The organism is Lwoffella lincolnii (genome assembly GCF_037201985.1).
GTDB classification, from domain to species: domain Bacteria; phylum Pseudomonadota; class Gammaproteobacteria; order Pseudomonadales; family Moraxellaceae; genus Psychrobacter; species Psychrobacter lincolnii.
The window spans coordinates 1,914,130-1,932,964 of the sequence record NZ_CP147511.1 but is presented as its reverse complement, the minus strand read 5'-3'; the positions used below and the strand labels follow the sequence as shown (position 1 = coordinate 1,932,964).

Annotated in this window: 14 protein-coding genes; 5 read left to right on the top strand and 9 right to left on the bottom strand. The window is 45.4% G+C overall.

The annotated features are described in order from the left end of the window. Positions 1-35 precede the first annotated feature (35 nt). From murI to WDM69_RS08660, 3 genes are all read left to right on the top strand, one after another. Positions 36-1,019 carry a glutamate racemase gene (murI, locus tag WDM69_RS08670; protein ID WP_338755339.1) on the top strand — a complete coding sequence of 328 codons (984 nt, stop codon included), beginning with the start codon at positions 36-38 and terminating at the stop codon, positions 1,017-1,019. Between the two features lie 299 nt (positions 1,020-1,318). Next, a complete protein-coding gene (locus WDM69_RS08665) occupies positions 1,319-2,356 on the top strand; it encodes a DUF4062 domain-containing protein (RefSeq protein WP_338755338.1) in 1,038 nt (345 codons plus the stop codon). A gap of 81 nt (positions 2,357-2,437) precedes the next feature. Further along, complete coding sequence (locus WDM69_RS08660; RefSeq protein ID WP_338755336.1) at positions 2,438-2,728, top strand: hypothetical protein; 291 nt, start codon at positions 2,438-2,440, stop codon at positions 2,726-2,728. 79 nt (positions 2,729-2,807) lie between these two features. Here WDM69_RS08660 and WDM69_RS08655 read toward each other — a convergent pair whose 3' ends face one another. The 4 genes from WDM69_RS08655 to plsB form a co-directional block, all read right to left on the bottom strand. Further along, on the bottom strand, positions 2,808-4,085 hold the full coding sequence (locus WDM69_RS08655; protein WP_411350807.1) for a lytic murein transglycosylase: 1,278 nt from the start codon (positions 4,083-4,085) through the stop codon (positions 2,808-2,810). A 125-nt stretch (positions 4,086-4,210) separates the two neighbouring features. After that, positions 4,211-5,776 (bottom strand): DEAD/DEAH box helicase, encoded by a 1,566-nt coding sequence (locus WDM69_RS08650; RefSeq protein WP_338755335.1) that lies wholly within the window; start codon positions 5,774-5,776, stop codon positions 4,211-4,213. A 207-nt stretch (positions 5,777-5,983) separates the two neighbouring features. After that, entirely contained in the window at positions 5,984-6,124 is a 141-nt protein-coding gene (locus WDM69_RS08645; RefSeq protein ID WP_338755334.1) for a hypothetical protein, read from the bottom strand. Positions 6,125-6,145: 21 nt separating this feature from the next. Beyond that, positions 6,146-8,821: a glycerol-3-phosphate 1-O-acyltransferase PlsB gene (plsB, locus tag WDM69_RS08640; protein WP_338755918.1), complete on the bottom strand. Its 2,676-nt coding sequence runs from the start codon at positions 8,819-8,821 to the stop codon at positions 6,146-6,148. 352 nt (positions 8,822-9,173) lie between these two features. Here plsB and WDM69_RS08635 point away from each other — a divergent pair, with 352 nt between their 5' ends. Next, positions 9,174-10,232 carry an acyl-CoA thioesterase gene (locus WDM69_RS08635; RefSeq protein WP_411350808.1) on the top strand — a complete coding sequence of 353 codons (1,059 nt, stop codon included), beginning with the start codon at positions 9,174-9,176 and terminating at the stop codon, positions 10,230-10,232. Positions 10,233-10,261: 29 nt separating this feature from the next. On the opposite strand, the gene WDM69_RS08630 is transcribed toward WDM69_RS08635, so the two are convergent. Continuing rightward, on the bottom strand, positions 10,262-11,038 hold the full coding sequence (locus WDM69_RS08630; protein WP_078308296.1) for a PAP2 family lipid A phosphatase: 777 nt from the start codon (positions 11,036-11,038) through the stop codon (positions 10,262-10,264). Positions 11,039-11,086: 48 nt separating this feature from the next. Further along, positions 11,087-12,685, bottom strand: coding sequence for a phosphoethanolamine--lipid A transferase (locus WDM69_RS08625; protein ID WP_338755917.1), 1,599 nt, complete (start codon positions 12,683-12,685; stop codon positions 11,087-11,089). A gap of 323 nt (positions 12,686-13,008) precedes the next feature. Between WDM69_RS08625 and WDM69_RS08620 the strand changes: the two genes are divergently transcribed. Beyond that, positions 13,009-13,491, top strand: coding sequence for a diacylglycerol kinase (locus WDM69_RS08620; protein WP_338755332.1), 483 nt, complete (start codon positions 13,009-13,011; stop codon positions 13,489-13,491). Positions 13,492-13,504: 13 nt separating this feature from the next. Here the strand turns inward: WDM69_RS08620 and WDM69_RS08615 are convergent, their stop codons facing one another. From WDM69_RS08615 to mutY, 3 genes are all read right to left on the bottom strand, one after another. Next, positions 13,505-15,400 (bottom strand): amino acid ABC transporter ATP-binding/permease protein, encoded by a 1,896-nt coding sequence (locus WDM69_RS08615; protein WP_338755331.1) that lies wholly within the window; start codon positions 15,398-15,400, stop codon positions 13,505-13,507. Continuing rightward, positions 15,397-17,256 carry a thiol reductant ABC exporter subunit CydD gene (cydD, locus tag WDM69_RS08610; RefSeq protein ID WP_338755330.1) on the bottom strand — a complete coding sequence of 620 codons (1,860 nt, stop codon included), beginning with the start codon at positions 17,254-17,256 and terminating at the stop codon, positions 15,397-15,399. Before cydD ends, WDM69_RS08615 begins: the two co-directional genes overlap by 4 nt. Before the next feature lie 222 nt (positions 17,257-17,478). Further along, on the bottom strand, positions 17,479-18,711 hold the full coding sequence (gene mutY, locus WDM69_RS08605; RefSeq protein WP_338755329.1) for an A/G-specific adenine glycosylase: 1,233 nt from the start codon (positions 18,709-18,711) through the stop codon (positions 17,479-17,481). Positions 18,712-18,835: the final 124 nt, after the last annotated feature.

Below are 18,835 nucleotides of genomic sequence, written 5' to 3'. Positions count from 1 at the left end.
AATGCCATCAATCACAACAGAGTATGTCCTTAGCCATGTCAAAAACCAACCTTTTGCTTGATACTCACCTATTACGCATCGCATGCACAACACCGACAGCAGACAGCCCCATCGGTGTGTTTGATTCGGGGGTGGGTGGTCTATCAGTATATCGACACTTACGCCAACAACTGCCTTACGAGCGTTATCTGTATTATGCCGATACCAAGCATGTCCCCTATGGCAGTCGCACCGCCGAAGACATCAGCCATTTGACCTTAACTGGCATTGATTGGTTAATAGCGCAGGGGTGCAAGCTGGTGGTGGTGGCGTGTAACAGTGGTTCTGCCCATGCGTTGAATCAAGCACGCTTGCGATATCCAACCATACCCATCGTGGGTCTTGTGCCAGCATTAAAACCTGCTTTGGCTTATGTGCAAGCCAAAAACGCCCAACTGACCCAAGCATCTGCCAACTTGAGCAACCACTTGAGCAGCCATGTGGCAGTATTGGCAACCATGGCAACCTTGCATGGACAACCGCTTAATGATGTGATGGCTCAATTTGCCACACCCCATGGCATTAGGGTGAGTAAATGGTATGAACCAGCGTTAGTGCCTTGGGTAGAGAGGGGCATGCCACCGACAGATGCCACCGCTGAGCGACTTCGTAAGATGCTGATGCAATTTGCCAAACAAGGGGTACAAGCCATTGTGCTGGGCTGTACGCATTATCCGTTTTTTAAGGAATTTTTGTTAAATCAAATGGTGGTTCAAGGGCATGACATGGCGTTGTTTGACTCTGGCGATGCCGTCGCACGGCGAGTGAAGCAATTATTGGCTGAGCAAGGCTTATTGATAGCACAAAAAAACATACCACAAAAAAACACCTTAGCGGTCAGCAACCACTTTGGCAATCGACACAGCAAACCCAATCCACATCAGTTGCAATTTTTTGCCACGGCAATGACGCAAGGCTTGAGTGAATTGGTGATAAAGCTCTGTGGTGAAGAGGTGATGGTTGATGCCATTGATGGTTGATAAAATTAGGATTAAATAAGAATGATGGGTCGATTAAAAAAGTGACACAAAACAAATGATACAAAAAAATTGATAAATGTTTGTCATTTGCCATTCGCATTTTGCTGGGGCTATGTTAGAATTTTATATTTAACTTAATAACAGTACGGTATTGATGAACAACATTGATAAATAACACGGTTTGTTTTATTTATCGTTTTTTATTGTCTTTGTTTTTTGGACATGATGTATAATTTAGCCATTTGAAAATTTAGCACTTTGCCAATCTCGCTAACTGCTTTTTGTTTCCATCAGTCACCATGCTTGAGGTTACTTTGCCAAACCGCCGTTATCACATTCATGTCATATGTGCCAATGATGACCAATCATCATCATTGGACGCATTGGTGTTGTATTTTGAACACCGAGCATTTTTGACTTTTGATTTGGCGTTGGGTGATGTGCTGGCAAGCAATCACAGTCGCCGTCGCATTGATGAGTGTGATTATGTGTTGCTGTTAATCGGTGACAGCTATGGCAAGCCGAATAATACAGGTGTCAGCCAACTGCACTTAAGCTACATCAATGCCAGAACCAAAAATAAATCCATGCTGATTTTGCGAAAAATCCACAGTGGTCGTGGCACACAAAAAGGTCTGTCACGCCAGCTGACAGATTTAATCCGCTTGATTGAACAACAAAATTCAGGGAAAATCTTGTACTATGATGACCAAACAGACCTTGAACAACTGCTTGAATTCCCTTATTTACAAATGCTTTCTGAACACCCTGCCAAAGGTTGGATAAGAACAGAAAACATCATCGAAGAGACGCTATTAACCACCTTTAATGCCATCAAAAAAAGCGAAGCACCACCGACCCAAAGCTCCATCTTTGATGTCAAGACACTTAATGGCAAAATGACAGACCATGATGATCAAGGCCAAGATCTGTCATCTGAACTCTCTGACATCGTCATTGATTTGAGTGATGACATCATGCTTAACTTCTCCACCCATGCTTATGAAGGTGGCAATCTAAGCGAAGTGTCATTTTTAGCGGTGGTGGCGTGGCGAGACATTGTTACAGCGTTGAATGACCTACAGATGCAATTCACCAGTACAGGCATTCAACGATGTGTTAACGACTTGGTGCATGAACAAGCCTTAGATTTGGTTCAAGATGTCAGACCCAATGCTCATGCGGTGTCACGCACGCAAGTTGCCACGGCTGAGCAGGAATGGGTAAAATCGCAACTATTGGCGGCAGGTTGGATTGTGGTTGCTCAAACGGGTGGGCGAGGCAAACGCAACTTTTATCAAGTGACAGATAAAGCCAAAAAGGCTTTGGCTAAGTAAGAGATTGATTATCATCACCATGACCATCATCATTGGTACGGTTATTGGTGCGGTTATTGGTACGGTTATCGGAGAAACATCATGACAAATGCACAAAACACTGACACACAAAATACTGACGCACGCATTCAAAAGCTTGATGAGTTGGCAGAGACCATGCGTCAAGCTGACCAATATCATACCTTAGAAGAACAAACCGCTGACATGAAGCGTCGTGGGATTAATGCCACTGAGCAATACGCTGAATGGGACGATGAAGATACTGCTGAAGATGATTGGGGCGATGCCACTTGGAAAGAGAATGGCAAATGGGAATCCAAAACCCCAGCAGATTTAGATGATGATAATGTGACACCACCGCCAATCGTTTAATATTCAGTGTTGAATGTTAAGATGAACTGCTAAGGTTGGGATTACCTTGGCTTGTGTGTGGTTGGTGATTGAATTGTGGCTACCGAAGCGAACTTTTATCAGACCAATCAGATGAGTTGCCCATTATCAGTTGATAAAATTTTTGCCCAGCCCGACCATCAGCAGGCATCACCCCATGATTGCGTTGGTAATCTTGGATAGCACGGCGGGTATTATCACCAATGATGCCATCAACATCACCAATGTCATGACCTGCATTTAATAACGCTTGCTGAATTTCTCTGGCTTGGCGACGGCTGATGCCAGCATCATCGGTTGGCCATGCACGGACAAAGCCAGTTGAATTTGGGTGGACATTGGTCTGCCCTGTTTTAATCAAATGTGATAGCTGAGCGATGCCTAAGGCATAATTCTCTGACGCATTATAAGAATAAAAAGTGTCAAAGTTTTTGCCCACCAAAAACGCAGGACCATTTAATCCAGCAGGCAACAACAACCCTGCATGGTTTAAGTCATTGGGTAAAGGGCGACCATCGGCCAGGGTGATGCCTTGATTACGCCAGTGACTCATGGGTTTTTTGTTTTTACGGTTACTGACTGCCCAATAGCCAGCTGGCAATTTGACTTCATAGCCCCACGGCTCACCATAACGATAGCCCCGTTTTGCCAAAAAGTTAGCGGTAGAAGCCAGTGCGTCAGGCACGCTGTTGACCAAATCTTTGCGACCATCACCATCAAAGTCAACCGCCAATTCCAAAAAAGTGCTGGGCATGAACTGTGTTTGCCCAAATGCCCCTGCCCAAGAACCTGTCATGTCATGTATGTGAATGTCGCCACGCTCAAGGATTTTTAACGCATTGGCATACTCACCCCGAAAATATGACTGACGGCGATCAAAGCAAGATAAGGTTGCTAAAGATTCAATCAATGGTTTTTTACCCAATGTTTTGCCAAAATTGGATTCCACACCCCACACGCCCAGCACGTCTTCAGCTTTAACCCCATAACGCTGTTCAATTTGGCTTAAGGTGTTTGCCCACTGACGGCGGGCTTGAACGCCATCTTGTACCCGCTCTGCGTCGACCAATGCAGACAAATAATCCCAAACATTCTTTTGAAACTCTGGCTGATGGTTAAGCGACTGTATGACGCTGGGGTCAGGTTGGCTTGGGCGATAACGAGCAAAGCTTGAGCGGACGCTGGCAAACTGATTGCTGTTTTGTAAACGGCTCAAGCACTGCTGAAACTCGGCATTGGACAGATTGGGAGCAGGCGGTTTGGCAGCGGCGTGGCTGGTCAGCATCATCGCCATGATTGCTGTGATTGCCATGGGCAAAACAGCAACATGGGTATTAATATATTGACGCTTAGGGCGAACATCAGGGCGAACATCAAAGCGAGCGTCATTGGTATGAGAATGAATAGACATGACAAAATCCTTCAGTACAAAATAAATGGGCCATGGGTAATGTAGATTGGTTTTTAATGATATTGTTTACCAAATTTTGCCTTAGCTGATTTTCTGCTCTTGGCTGATTTTCTGCCTTTGGCAACCAATTCTTTGGTAAAAAATGGCACATCACCAAACTTGTCAGAGTTGCCATTTCTGCTGACTTTGTTTGGACGGTTCAGATGATTGTGGCGTTTGAATTGTGAGCCATCTTGCCTGTTGTTGGTTTTTTTGGTGTTAAAAGTTTGTTCGTTTCTGTTGTCGCTTTTGCTGTTGTTATTGCTTTTGCTATGGTTGTTGCCATGACTGCCACGACTGTCATTGGCAAAGCGGTTTCGTTGACTGGCACGGCGACCACGGTTACGTCCTTTTTTTTCTTCATCAAAACGGCGGTCAGCGGTGTTGATACTCGGTTCTAAGCCGTCTATTTCGGCGATGGTCATATGACGTTTTAAATAACGATTGATGGCATCGAGCTGTTTGCGGTCATCAATGCCACATAAGTTCATGGCGATGCCTGTGCGACCAGCACGCCCACTGCGTCCGATGCGATGGACATAGTCTTCAACTTGACGGGGCATGTCATAGTTGATGACGTGGGTGATGCCACTGATATCAATGCCACGAGCGGCCACATCGGTGGCGACCAAAATGTCCACTTTACCTGCTTTAACATCGCTTGTGATGCGGTTGCGTTTGGATTGTGGTAGGTCTCCATGCAAGTAGCGGACTTTATGCCCTTTGTCGTTTAAGCGATTGGCAAGGGTTTCACTGCTGTGTTTTGTGGCAGTGAAGATGATGGTTTGCCCACGATTTTTGTCATTGAGCAGGGCATCTAGTAAGTTGTTTTTATGATGCAAATCATCACAATAATAGGCGAACTCTTCAATATGAGCAGACTGCACCTTAATGGCGATGCGTTTAGGGTCAGTGGTGAAGCTTTCGGCGATTTTCCCCACCGCTCCGTCCCAAGTGGCAGAAGACATGATGGTTTGACGGCTGGCAGGTGTGGCGGTCATAATGGCTTTGATGTCATCGGCAAAACCCATGTCTAACATGCGGTCAGCCTCATCGAGTATCAACATGTTAAGAGCAGATAAATCAATGCGACCAGCGTTCATATGGTCAATAAACCGCCCTGGGGTGGCGATGATGATTTGTACGCCTTTTTTTAAGGCTCGGATTTGTCCATGATAAGGAGCACCACCAACCAATGGCACGCTGAACACATCTTTCATCTGTGAGCTGTAACGGCGTACGCTGTCACTCACTTGGTTGGCAAGTTCACGAGTGGGGGTTAAGATGACGGTATGTACCTGAGATTTTTTGGGTTGGTTACGGATAATGGTGTCCAAAACAGGTAACACAAATGCTGCTGTTTTACCACTGCCTGTTTGGGCAGACAACAGCAAATCCTTGCCTGCCAAGGCAGGGGGAATGGCTTGGGCTTGAATGGGTGTGGGCGCATCATATCCACTGTGATTCAATGCTTTGAGTAGTTGCTTTGACAATGCCAAATCAGCAAAGCTTATGCAGTCTATTGGGTTGGCATTGGCATGGATTGTGGGGTTGCTATTTATGGTTTGGGTGTTGTGCATGATATGTCCATGATGGGGTTTGCCAGCTGATATTGGCAAAAAATAATGGCACAACAGCGATAAGCGTCAATTCACAAAAAGCTTGTTTGATTTAAAAAAGCTTAAATAAAAAACTTAAACTAAGGACAAGCAAGCATAAATCAAGACAAAAACAACGGACATTCCTTGGATAATTTGTCGTTGTTTTAAGACGTATTTTGAGTGTTGTTACCAAAGAATGGTTGGCAAACTGCCAACAGCAAAATCATCGGCAACAATTATTAAGGCTTGTTCAGGCGTGTGAGCCTGACAAATCAAGCCAACAGGTCGTCTCCAGACCCAATCGGTGGCGATGTTATCAATCAGCAAAAACAGATTATAACACAGACATCACCGCTTTAAGGCAAATTTCTTTTGTTTTTTTGCCGTCATCTCATTGATGGCGTATTCAATCTCGCTGTCATCTAAATCAGAGATTTGATGCAACATTTGCATGGTGTCCGCCTTTAGCACATAACGGGCATAGTGGGCGATGTTCTTGATGCGTTGGTCAAATTGCAAACACTGGCTGTCGGCATCAGTGTGTAGATAGTTTAGGCGGATAAGGGCATTGATAAAACTGGTGAATAAGGAGCGGTCAAAGGCATCAGGAATGTCATCGGCATGTAACACTGATAGGCGTTGCCCCAGTAGCTGGCTTAAATCAACCACCTGTTCAGCACTGAGCTTACCTGAGCCTTGCTGTGCCAGTAATGCCAAGGTCATAAAATAGCGTTCAAGGCTTTGCTCCACAGGTGAGCCAAGCAGTTTCAGCTGTTGGTATGGCTCACTGTGCTGTTCAGGGGCTGCCAAGATATCTGTTCCCAAATCCACCATCAAGCCCAGCTCAATTAGGTTATCCAGCTGGCAATCAATGGTTTTGTTAAGATTGCGAGAAGAATATTTTAAAAACAGTTCACTTTGTAAAAATGGATACAACAAACTGGTGATGTCATGTACCAGCGTTCTGCTTAAGCGTCCATTGCCTGCCATCAATGCTGCTAAAAATGAGGGCAAAATGAACACATGCAAAATGTTGTTCCGAAAGTAGCTTAATAAAGCCGCTTGATTGTTCGCCACTTGTATCATATCGCCTAAGATGTGCGGTGTTCGCTCAATCAGCTTAAGTTTGATGCCATAATCAATGATGGCTTTTGGGGTCATTTGGGTAATGGTGGTGTCGGCATCATAAGGCATTTCCCTTGCAAGGCGTTGATACAATGCAAGCTGTTTTTGACAACTGTCTTCGTCCAGTGCTGATTTTGGGGTGGATAACAGCACCAGCCCAAGCAGTGAGACTGGCGTAACCACGGCGGCTTTGTTGATGTTTTGTAAGATTTTTACCCCAATATTTTCAACCATTTGAGTGATGGTGTTTGTTAACACAATGATGTCAGCATCATCAGTGTCTTTGTTGGATTGAGTGTGGTTTGCTTGAACGTGGTTGGTTCGAGCATGGTTTGCTTGAACATTAAATTTATCCATAAAGTCTTGCAAATACAGTGGGCTACCAAAGCTCAGATGTACCGTGCCAAAGATGCGTTCTATCTTACGGCTGACCTTTAACAACCCAAGTAGGGACTCGCTTTCTTTGGGCTTGCCTTTGAGTTCTCCCACATAAGTTGCCCCTTCCATGATGCGTTCATAGCCAATATAGGTGGGGATAAACACAATCGGCTTGCTTGCTTGACGCAAGTGACTTTGCACTGTCATTGATATCATGCCAAGCTTGGGTGGCAGTAATCGACCTGTGCGTGAGCGACCCCCTTCAATAAAGTATTCAATGGGCTGATTGCGACAGATGATGCTGTGTACGTATTCTTTAAACACAGTGGCGTATAATTCATTGCCTTTAAAGCTACGACGCATAAAAAACGCCCCAGCACTTCTGAGTATTTTACCCAAAATAGGAATGTTTAGGTTATTGCCTGCCGCCACATAAGGAATGGATAAGCCATGTTTATAGATGATAAAGGATAATAGCAGATAGTCAATGTGGCTGCGATGGCATGGTACATAGATGATTTCATGGTCATCTGCCAATTCACGAATCCGTTCAAAATGCTGTACCTGCACACCATCATATAGTTGCGTCCATAGCCAATTTAAAAAATGCTCAAAAAAACGGATAACAGGATAAGAATAGTCGGTGGCAATTTCATTAAGATAACTGCGAGCCTTTTGGCGGACGCTGGCGATGGGTTTGTCTGTTTTTTGGCTTTCTTGCTCAATGGCGTGGCGAATGGCAGGCGAGTATAACAGCTTGTCAATGACATTGCGTTTGTCTGATAAGTCAGGGCCTAAGATGCTGGCACGGCGTTTATCCAAAAAGACAGTCAGCTGATGATGAATACTAAGGGTTAATGACTGTTGGGCTTGTTGTGTGGTTAATAGAGCTGTGCTGGCAGATGGCTTATGTGGTTGGGTTGCGTTGTCGGTATTGCCGTGTGTGCCACTTTGGGCAATCAAGTCCTTAAGGTACATGGGCTTGTGAAACTGCACATAAGTGTCTCGCCCCATGATGCCAATGTTAAACAGCTGTTTGCTGATGCTAGGCTCTTGCCAGTTATCAGCCACCAACAGCTTAAACAGTGAGTCTTCTTTTTCAGGTGCTCTTCCCCAAATGATGGTAACAGGCACCAAACGAATGGTCAGCTCTGGGTGAGCCAAACTTGCCGCCACCAATCTTGCCAGTCTTGGTGATAATTTGCCTGATGCCAAGTTAGCTTTGCTGGTATTATTGCCATTATTAGCATTGGGGTGATGTAAAAACAAAATTCCTGCATGTTCATCAATGCCAAAACGGGCATCTTGCACCCCTACCAATGCGGGTGGCAAATGATGTTCTTGGGTTTGTAAATCAATCAACACGCTGTTTGAGCGAGAATAGTCCTTTAGCACATAAAAGGTTAGGGTATTTTTGTTGGGGCTTAAATCAGGCAATTCACCAACCAGTTGCGGTTTGACCGCCACCGCCAATGCCTGCCCAGATGCCTTTCGGTATAGGTTTTTAAATAAAGATGGCATAAAGACAGATGAACGGTCATCTGATTCTGATTGGCTTGATGATGGGGAAGGGTGTCTGTTACGTCGGCGATTCAGCATGGGTTACCTAAAAATGTGTTCACAACATGATATGATGCTATGATGCCATAATTGCAATAAAAATCCCAACAAAAAAGGCAGACGCAGACCTATCACGGTAAAAGGTCACGGTAAAACGTTGGTTTCCGATTAGCCACATTCACAGACCTAGTCAAAAATGGCATATTTGGTTAATATGACGTTAGACCATGTGAATAAGCCCATTTCAATAAGCCCATGTATCAACAAACGTAGCGATATTTCTATGAACAGCACTCACCCCCACGCCAATAAAATGTCCAGACAAACCAAACTGGTCAAACAGCTGATAGACACACTGACGCTGATGGAAATTGAGCGGACAGCGGACAACACAACAGCAGACGTTGATGCTCCTGTGCATCTGTTGCCAGAGCATGATGCTCATCATCACCGCTTATTCATCGGACAAAGCCGTGATTTTGTCGGTCCACGGATTTTTGGTGGGCAAGTTTTGGGGCAAGCCTTGATGGCAGCGGCGTTAAGTTTACATCAGCCTTTACATCGGCTCACCACTCAAACCCAAACAGCACCATCTGATGATAAGTTGCGTCCTTGCCATTCTTTGCATGGGTATTTTTTAAGGGGTGGCGATGTTCGTTTGCCTGTGTATTACCATGTGCAGACTCTAAGAGATGGACGCAGTCTGTCTGCCAGACGAGTCACTGCCATTCAGATTAAACACAACAAAGACAATCAGCCCATCGAACAGATTATCTTTTCGATGATAGCGTCATTTGCCCCAATGGAAGGCGGATTGGAATTTCAACCGCCCATGCCCGCATACCCACCACCAGAAGACTTGTTGAGTGAGCAAGAACTCAAAGACCAAGTGATTGGTAAAATCCCCGATGCCTTACAAGAGCGGTTTATGCGAGAGCGTCATATTCATATTAAGCCTGTTACGCCACGAGACCCCATTGACCCACAACCCATGCCACCCAAGCAAGCCAACTGGCTGTGCGTGCCACAACTGGGGGCATTAGACCAGTTGGGCATTGCCCCCATTTATGTTCAGCAGGCATTGTTGGCATTTTCGTCAGATTTTTATTTGGTGGGAACAGGGCTGATGGCTCACGGCATCAGCTTTATGACCAAAGGCTTGCAAGTTGCCAGCATTGACCATAGCATGCACTTTCATCGCCCATTTGACATGAATGATTGGTTGCTTTATGACATGTGGAGCGACAACACCGCCAATGCCAAAGGGCTAAATCATGGGCAGTTTTGGCAACATGGTCAGCTGATTGCCACCACCCAACAAGAAGGGTTGATGCGGTTAAGACAAAGCGACAGCACACCTGCTCATCTATAGCAGGCATGATTGTCTTAATACCGAAGCACTCAATCAGAGATGGCCGATTTTGCAAAAAACACCGCTGACAAACCGCTTGCCACAAACCAAGCCAATGCCATCGATACCAAAGTATGGCTAAAAAAATGATCGCCTACCATCATTTTATAAAGCCCCATTGTCCAGCCGATGGCACTGACCAAAATCACATAACGCCAGCGTTTGTGTTGTAACGCAGGCACAAACGCCAAACCATATAAACCAAAGCCAGAGCTGGCATGAGCCGCAGGGAAGCATTTGGCACGCTGTTGGCTTAGTATGTCTTGCCATAAAGACAAATAAGGCTTATCACCAGCAAAAATGAGCAGTTCATGGGGGCAAGGCACATGCGTCAGCGATTTTAATGTTGCCACCAACAGCGGTGTTAATGCCAAAACAGCAAACACATATAAAATATCAGATTGCCCAAAGTTAGCCAAAGGAGCATAAATGGGGGCATCTCTCCGCCCAAACAGCGATTTTGCTGAGTTGTCTGTTTTATCAGCAATGAATTTTGTATCAGCAATGAATTGACGCCATGCCAAAGTAGCAAGCAGATACACCCCAAACACAATCAACAACCATTTGGGTAATTTATAAAACAGCATGGAAAAGACAAATTGGTCTTTGCTTAATAACCAGCGGCCTTGCTCCACATAAAACCATGAACTGATGGTAACATCGACCGAACCATGCTCAATAAACACAGCAGTCATCATGATGACTGCCAATGCAAGCAGGGCTTGGTTGATGGGGCTGATGGGAGACACAGGGCGTAAACTTGACATTTGATGATTCTACCTATTATTGGTTGGAAAGCTCCATTGGAAAGCTTATCAATCCAAAGGATTAACAAACGCTGTTTTATCTGCCGTGGCTTGCGTGCTGACATCAAATAAGTTGAGCAGTGTCGGGGTGATGGCATCGTGGCTAAAGCCAGCCGTTGGCGAATTTGCCACAGCAAATGGAGTGTCTGCTCCCAACCAAAGTAACGCAGGAATGCTCAATTGTTCTTTTGGGGCAAACGCCTTAGGCATGCCATGTAAATAAACGCCTTTTTCTCCTAAGCTTTCACCATGGTCGCTTAAATATAACATGGCGGTGTCAGCGTGTGTTTGTGCTGCCAACCAATCGATGGTTTGTTTTAAAAAGTCATCAGTCGCCAATAACGCATTGTCATAAGCATTAATGACCGTTTGTCGCTCACATTGCGCCAACTCGCTACTTGTACAAACAGGCAAAAACTGAGCAAATTCATCATCATAACGTTTATAATAAGCAGGGCCATGGTTGCCCATTTGATGCAACACTATCAATATGTCTTGATTGGCATGAGCCTTGACATGGTCATCTAAATCCACCAACATGCCCACATCACGGCATTCATCATAAGGGTTGGTGTGGCAAATGGTGTTATTGCCACCTTGAAGAGGGCTGTTTTTGTAGTCTTGATACTGTTTGGCAGGCAGGCGATTCATAACGCCTTTTGAATCAGAGTTATTATCTCGCCACAATATCGCCACACCCAAGCGGTCTAAGGTGTCAATGACATTTTCATGGTAATCGGCGGTATCAACATCGTATTTTTCTGCTCCCAAATAACTGAACATACATGGGACAGAATATGCCGTTGATGTGCCACAAGAAGTGGCATTACCAAAATTATGCACTTGCCCTAAGCCAATGAGTTTGTCCATATGGGGAAAAGTGGCTCGCTGATAACCATTAAAAGACGCATGGTCAGCACGGGCTGTCTCACCCACCACCATCACCACCAATCTGGGCTTGCGAGTGGAAGCGGTGGTTTTTTGTATGGCATCATTGGCGTGCATGATGGTTTCGGTGGGTTTGGTGGCGTTTTTATAACTCATGTTGGCAAGCTTGCCCGCTGAATACATCACCGTAACAGGATTGGTAAAAAATCGCAACGGTTTATGTTCCCTAAAAAAACTGGCGTATTGACTGCTCAATGCCAAAATGGGCAACCCAACCAATGCCAAAGCCACAAGATAGGTAACCAGCCGCTTCATTAAACTGACTTTGAGTGTGCCAAATGACAATGGCTGCCCAATAATCCAACAGATGGGCAAACCAGCCAACAACACAACACGGATTAAAAGCCTCATGCTTAATAAATCTTTGGTTTCTGCCGTGTCAGTTTGTAAGGCATTTTGTAGCATGGTGGTGTCGTAGACAGTGCCATAGGTGTCGGTAAAATGACCAGCAAAAGCAGCGATTAAAATAAAACAAATTGCCACCGTTTTTAAGGTATGCCGATAGCCAAGCAACACCAATAAAAGTAACAAAATGCCTGTTAAGACCACTGCCAATGAAGCGATAAAAAGTGCGTGATTTGCCAATGGGTATACTGACATGACTTGTTGAAAAAATGTCACATTGGCAGTTGTGGTCAAAAATATCGCCACAATTGCCATAAACAGATAAGCATCTAACCCTTTTAAATCTTTGGTGCGGTGATGGCGGTTAGACCAAAAGCCCTTAGACCAAAAGCTGTTGGACTTTAAAAATTTGGTAAAAGTGGGGTTGTGGGTTTGGTTGTGTTTAAGGGACATGGTGCGGTGTCTTATATCAGATGTCTAAAATGAAATGCTTCAAATAACATATTTGAGATGACATATTTGGGATAAAATATCTTTAAATGACATGGTTTAGTCACATCATCAGTGGTGATATTATACTGAATATTATATGGTAAGTTGTTGTAAAGCCTTAAGTTTCTCAAGCATAGGATTGCCTCATGTCTGCACAAAAACCCACACAGTCTTCCAACCCACGTTCTTCCAACCCACGTTCTTCTAACACACGTTCTTCTAACACACGTTCTTCTAACACACGGAGCAACAGCTATGCCCAAGAGTATAAGGGTAAGACAGGCATTTCACGCATCATCAAGGCGGTGGGTTACTCAATAGATGGGTTTGTGGCGGCGTATAAAAATGAACCCGCTTTTCGGCAAGTGCTGTTGATAAATGTGGTGTTACTTGGGCTATTGATACCATGCCCTTTTACCATGACAGTCAAGATGATACTGGTATTTGCGTCGGTATTTTCGCTGGTGGTTGAGCTGATTAACACAGGCATCGAAGCTGCCATTGACCACACGTCCACAGAACGCCACCCTCTTGCCAAAATTGCCAAAGATGTTGGCTCAGCGGCTCAGTTTTTGGCATTGGGGCTGTTGTTGGTGTTATGGGCAATGGCGGTGGTAACCGTGAGCTGATGCGTTTTGGTTTTTAGCGTTTGGTCATTTGCTTGCCCACCACCAATTTATCCACACCACGATTTGCCCCATTCATCTGCCAATCATCTTGATGATGGCTGACAATCACCAACAGTCCATTGGCTTGGTGTGCCTTGAGCTGTTGCCAGACATATTGACGAGTGTGGGCATCTAGCCCTGCAAATGGTTCATCTAATAACAGCACTTTGCGGGGTTTTAATAGCAGTCTAGCCAAGGCGATACGCCGAGCCTGCCCACCAGATACCAGTGTACCATATTCGCCCAGTTGCGTCTCTAGCCCTTGTGGTTGTGAGGCAATCCAATCACTCAATGCCACTTTGTCCAAGGCGGTCAGGAGCTCATCATCAGTGGCATTTGGGTTACCCAATCGCAGATTATTGGCAAGACTTTGGTCAAAGATATCCAACCGTTGCCCCAAATAACCCAACTGGTCTACCCAATCATAATCATACCAGTTCACACCGTTTAATGTGATGTTGCCAGTTTGTGGCAGCAACTCCCCCGCCAAACACGCCAGTAAGGTGGATTTACCTGCTCCTGATGCACCACTGATGATTAGGGGTATGCCTGAGCGTATGGTGGCATTGATGTTGCTTGCGCCCACTAAGGCTTGTGGCAGTTTGGCGGTAACGTTGGTGAGTTGTGCTGTTAGTGGGGCATTGGGCATATTGGGCAATGGGGTATGTGGTGATGGGGTATGTGGTGATGGGGTCGTGGGCAAAAATGTCGTTTGCTGTTGATTTAATAAATCATTGAGACGTTGCTTGGCCACGGTGGCATTACCATACGCCAGATAATGCTGAGCAAGGGGCAATACCACTTCGTTTAAGCCAAATAACCCCAATACCAAACCCACAACTAAGGGGATATTAAAAGGCACATGAGTTAAGTTGACATGAGCTAAGTTTGATGGGGTGGTTAATGCGGTGGGGGTTGCCATGTCATTGATGGATTCATGCCCATGCCCCATACTCAAGCCAATCGCCAACAACGTCAATAACAGCACGCTCATGATGCCCCATTGCATGATAAGCATGGCGATGCTTCGGTGTTTTTGGGCTTGCCAATGTTGTTGTTGTGCGTTTTTATCCAGATTGATAAAGGGTTGCGTTTGTTTTTGCCACTGTCCCCACAATAGCAATGGCGTGATGATGGATAAGGGATTTATCAATGCCAATCGGCGATTTTCATTGTTTTGGGCCAAGCGTTTGGCATGGGCAATACCTTGGCGATTTAGCACCATAGGCACAAATAACACACCAATTAAACCTCCAGCCAGTGGCGTAACCACCGCCCAATGTAAACTGCCAATTCCTGCCAGCACCCAACACAAAAACCCTGCCAGCACCAGCACGGTTAACGTTCCCATCAACCAAGGGGAAACAAAACGTAGGTTAAACTCATTTAATGTGTCAATATCACTGACCAAGCGGTGCATGTGTTGCCCTGACTGTAGGGCAGTGCGTTGCTGGGTCAATGGCTTGGCAGATAACGCAACAAAAAACTTAACTCGTAAGACTTTAAGCAGATGAAATATCGCATGATGTGAGACCATCAGCTCACCATAACGCCCTGCTGTGCGAGTGATGGCAAGGGTGCGGATAATTGCTGCTGGCAACAGATAATTAAACGTATGTGCCCCCAATGCCGTCATGCCTGCCAGTGCCGCTGCACTCAAAAACCAACCAGAGAGCATCAGTAAGATAAGCACCGAAAACACGGTAACCAAACCCAAAACCCACGCCAACAGCCACAAATCAAATGATGGTTTGATAAGGTCTTGTAGGGCAAAAGCGCTCATGTTTAAGTCATTGGTATCAGTACCAACATCAGCTGGCTGGTTGGTTGGTTTGGCATTTAAGCGTGTGTTTGCTGGCTGTTTTCTCATGATATCTTATCCATGTGTATCACTTTATCTAGCCATGGCAACTGCTTGGCATCATGCGTTACCCAAATGACGGTTTTGCCATGGCTAATTTGTCCAAGTAATTGATGAATGGCATCTTTGGTATCTGAGTCAAGGTGTTCGGTGGGCTCGTCCAACAGCCAAAGTGGGGCGTCTTGTAATAGCAACTGTGCCAGCCCCAATCTTTGTGCCTGCCCACCTGACAAACCACTGCCACGCTCACCAAGTAGGGTATGAATTCCTTCAGGCAACTGTTTAACCAAATCCCATAACTGCACCTGCTCCAATGCGGTCATCAGCTCGTCATCAGTGGCATCAGGTTTTGCCAAGCGTAGATTATCGGCAATGCTCATTGGCAATAACGCCACCGTTTGTGCCAGATGGCTAAGATTATCTCGCCATGTGACCAGCTCCTCAGCAGATAATTGACTGAGTTCATGGGTGATATTGATGGGGCTGTTATTGTTATGGGTGCTGTTATGGGTATTGTTATGGGTGCTGCTATGTTTGTCATTATGGGTGTCATGGTCATTATCGCTCTTATTAGCGTCAGACCAACCAATCTGTATTTGCCCTTGATAATCGCTAAAGCCCATCAATGCTTGTAATAGGCTGGACTTACCACTGCCACTTTGCCCCATTAAAGCGATGCGTTCTTGGGGGGCAATGTGTAGGCTTATTGGCGTTAGGCGGGTACGCACTGTGTCATCAGTTTGGCTGATGATGCCAACTTCTGTCAATGTTAAGCTGGGGGCTTGATTTGGGTGGTAGCAAAATGGGGGAGAAGACGGATTGACCTGCACACTTAAAGGCGGTGATGCCTGCAATTTCTTAGCTTGATGTAACAGGGGCAATAGACTTTTAACCGCCCCTTCAGCTTGGGCTTTGGCATGATAGTCTGAGCCAAGCTGTCGTAATGGGGCGTAAAACTCTGGCACAAGCAACAAAATAAACAAGGACGCAAAATAATCAACAGGCACATGCCCCTTTGCCCATGGCAATACCCCCATTAAGCCAAAACCCAAATACACTGCCACCAAAGCAATGCACAAAGCGGACAACAGCTCTAATACCGCCCCATTTAAAAAGGCAATCTTAAGCACATTCATGGTACGGTGGCGATAGTCTTCGCTGGCGTGTGATAAATCCACTTGGGCAAAGGGCGTGGCCTGCAGGCGTTTGAGCGTGGGCATGCCTCTTACCCAATCCAAAAACCGCCCTGACAGTTGCGACAAAGCATCAAACTGCTCAGCTGATTTATTGGCAGTCATGCGACCAATTAAAATCATAAACACAGGCACAAGCGGAGCGGTCAGTAACAAAATTCCTGCCACCATCAGACTTTGTGATGCCACCGCAATCAGTAAAATCAGTGGTGTGCTGGCAACCACTTTTTTTTGTACCGCAAAGCGACTGATAAAGCCATCTAACGCATCAGTTTGTTCAATGACTTGTGTTGACAGACTGCCATCGCTACCAAACTGAGTGCGAGCAGGACCAAGACTCGCCAAGGCGGACAATAACCGCTCTTTAAGCATGGTCTTGACTGTCAGACTGGCATTGGCACTGATAAGCTCACGTAATGTTTGCAAAGCAGGGCGGGCAAACACACACACAGCCAACCAAGGCAAGTATCGCCATAACACATCAACGTGTGGTGTCTGATTGGCAAAATAGTGATGAAGCCACACCGAAAAGATACTTGCCAATGCCCATGCCTGAAACACAAACAGCACTGTTGAGATGACGGTCATCAACCATGACAGTTGTAATTTTTTGGTAACAGGGGTAAGCAGTTGGTTTAAAAACAGCTTTTCTTGTGAGTTGAGTTTTGCCATATTTCTGCCTTGTGAGCAATTCACCGAACAACTTTTTATGTGTCTTGTGTGTCTTTTGACAGCAACGATGGATAAAATTTGGAAATAAAAGACATCAAAAAGCAAGTTTAACACATTTAAATCTGATGACAGATTGCTTGTTGTAAAATGGGCATCAGCTTACGCATCAACACTAAGGTGTGTTGCTAATTTGCCACCACCGCCACAACAAATGTTAATGGGCTAAACATGGGTGAACAGCTTAACCATCGCCTTAGGCACACCCAATGTCAAGGCGGTGGGGGCATCTAACCACTGATACACACAACCTGCCATTTGTAGAACATCAGACAACTGAGCCACCTGCTCATCATTTAATGTTATGTGTTTGTGGTTGATGTGCCAATGAAAATGCGTCAAAGTGTGTTTAATGCCTGTTTTAATGTCTGTTGTGTTTGCTTGCAAAACAGCAGGTTCATCACTTTTTTGTTGTTCCTGCTGTTTTAGAAACTCAAGAATGACCTGCTCAGCCAACGTGTGTTCTTGTTCATAAGTAACATCATCTTGCCCATCAGTCAGCAACTCATCACCTTTGGCTTTTTGAATGGCGTTGGTTTTTTGGATAATGTTGGTTTTTTTAATAAATTGCAATGGCAAACACCACAACCCACCCCAAATGCCTGAGTTGGGGCGTTGTAACCATAGTAACTTACCATCGGCATCACTTAACAGCAGAGCATGACTGTGTTTGCTGGGCTTTGGCTTTTTTTTTGCTTTAACAGGATAAGCGGTGGGATTGCCTTGAGCCTTTGCCACACAGTCGCTTTGTAATGGGCAACGTTGGCAAGCAGGTTTGTTACGGGTACAGACGGTTGCCCCCATGTCCATCATGGCTTGAGCAAAATGGCCACTTTGCTGTTTGGGAGTAAGCTTGGTTGCTAATTGCCATAATTGCTGGGTGGTGGCGGTTTTGTTAATGTCTGCATCAATGCCTGCCCAACGTGTCAGTACTCGCTTGACATTACCATCACAGATAACCCCATGGCCATGCAGTCCCATCGCCACAATTGCCCCGGCGGTTGAGCGTCCCACACCAGCGATTTGTTCCCAGTCGTCCACGTTTTGGGGCAGTTGCCCTGTGGTATTGATGATATCAACCAGCTGTTTTGCTCCTTTGTGTAGATTTCTGGCACGCGCGTAATAGCCAAGCCCTGCCCAATGCTCAGCAACTTCATTCCAACTGGCATCAGCCAAAGCATGAACGGTGGGAAATGATGTGATGAATCGCTCAAAATAAGCCATGACCGTAACCACTTGTGTCTGCTGTAGCATGACTTCAGAAACCCACACCCAATAAGCGTTTGGCGTGTCGGTGTGGTGTTGTTGCCAAGGTAAGTCATGGCGACCGTGTTTGGCAAACCATGTTAATAAACGTTCAGAAAAGTTGTTACTTTGTGTTTGGGTAGGCATTGGCATAAACATTGGCATAAGCATTGATATCAATATATTGTCGTGGGTGTTGGTGTATTGTTGTCGTGGGTATTGTTGTCATCATTTTTGTGGGCAGTAGGGCAGTAAGGTGGTTGTGGGCATGTCGGGT

Bases quoted from the DNA above. Each gene is read 5' to 3' on its own strand.
- murI (WP_338755339.1), top strand. From the start codon at position 36: ATGTCAAAAACCAACCTTTTGCTTGATACTCACCTATTACGCATCGCA.
- WDM69_RS08665 (WP_338755338.1), top strand. From the start codon at position 1,319: ATGCTTGAGGTTACTTTGCCAAACCGCCGTTATCACATTCATGTCATA.
- WDM69_RS08660 (WP_338755336.1), top strand. From the start codon at position 2,438: ATGACAAATGCACAAAACACTGACACACAAAATACTGACGCACGCATT.
- WDM69_RS08650 (WP_338755335.1), bottom strand. From the start codon at position 5,776: ATGCACAACACCCAAACCATAAATAGCAACCCCACAATCCATGCCAAT.
- plsB (WP_338755918.1), bottom strand. From the start codon at position 8,821: ATGCCATCTTTATTTAAAAACCTATACCGAAAGGCATCTGGGCAGGCA.
- WDM69_RS08635 (WP_411350808.1), top strand. From the start codon at position 9,174: ATGTCCAGACAAACCAAACTGGTCAAACAGCTGATAGACACACTGACG.
- WDM69_RS08630 (WP_078308296.1), bottom strand. From the start codon at position 11,038: ATGTCAAGTTTACGCCCTGTGTCTCCCATCAGCCCCATCAACCAAGCC.
- WDM69_RS08625 (WP_338755917.1), bottom strand. From the start codon at position 12,685: ATGGCAATTGTGGCGATATTTTTGACCACAACTGCCAATGTGACATTT.
- WDM69_RS08620 (WP_338755332.1), top strand. From the start codon at position 13,009: ATGTCTGCACAAAAACCCACACAGTCTTCCAACCCACGTTCTTCCAAC.
- WDM69_RS08615 (WP_338755331.1), bottom strand. From the start codon at position 15,400: ATGAGAAAACAGCCAGCAAACACACGCTTAAATGCCAAACCAACCAAC.
- cydD (WP_338755330.1), bottom strand. From the start codon at position 17,256: ATGGCAAAACTCAACTCACAAGAAAAGCTGTTTTTAAACCAACTGCTT.
- mutY (WP_338755329.1), bottom strand. From the start codon at position 18,711: ATGCCAATGCCTACCCAAACACAAAGTAACAACTTTTCTGAACGTTTA.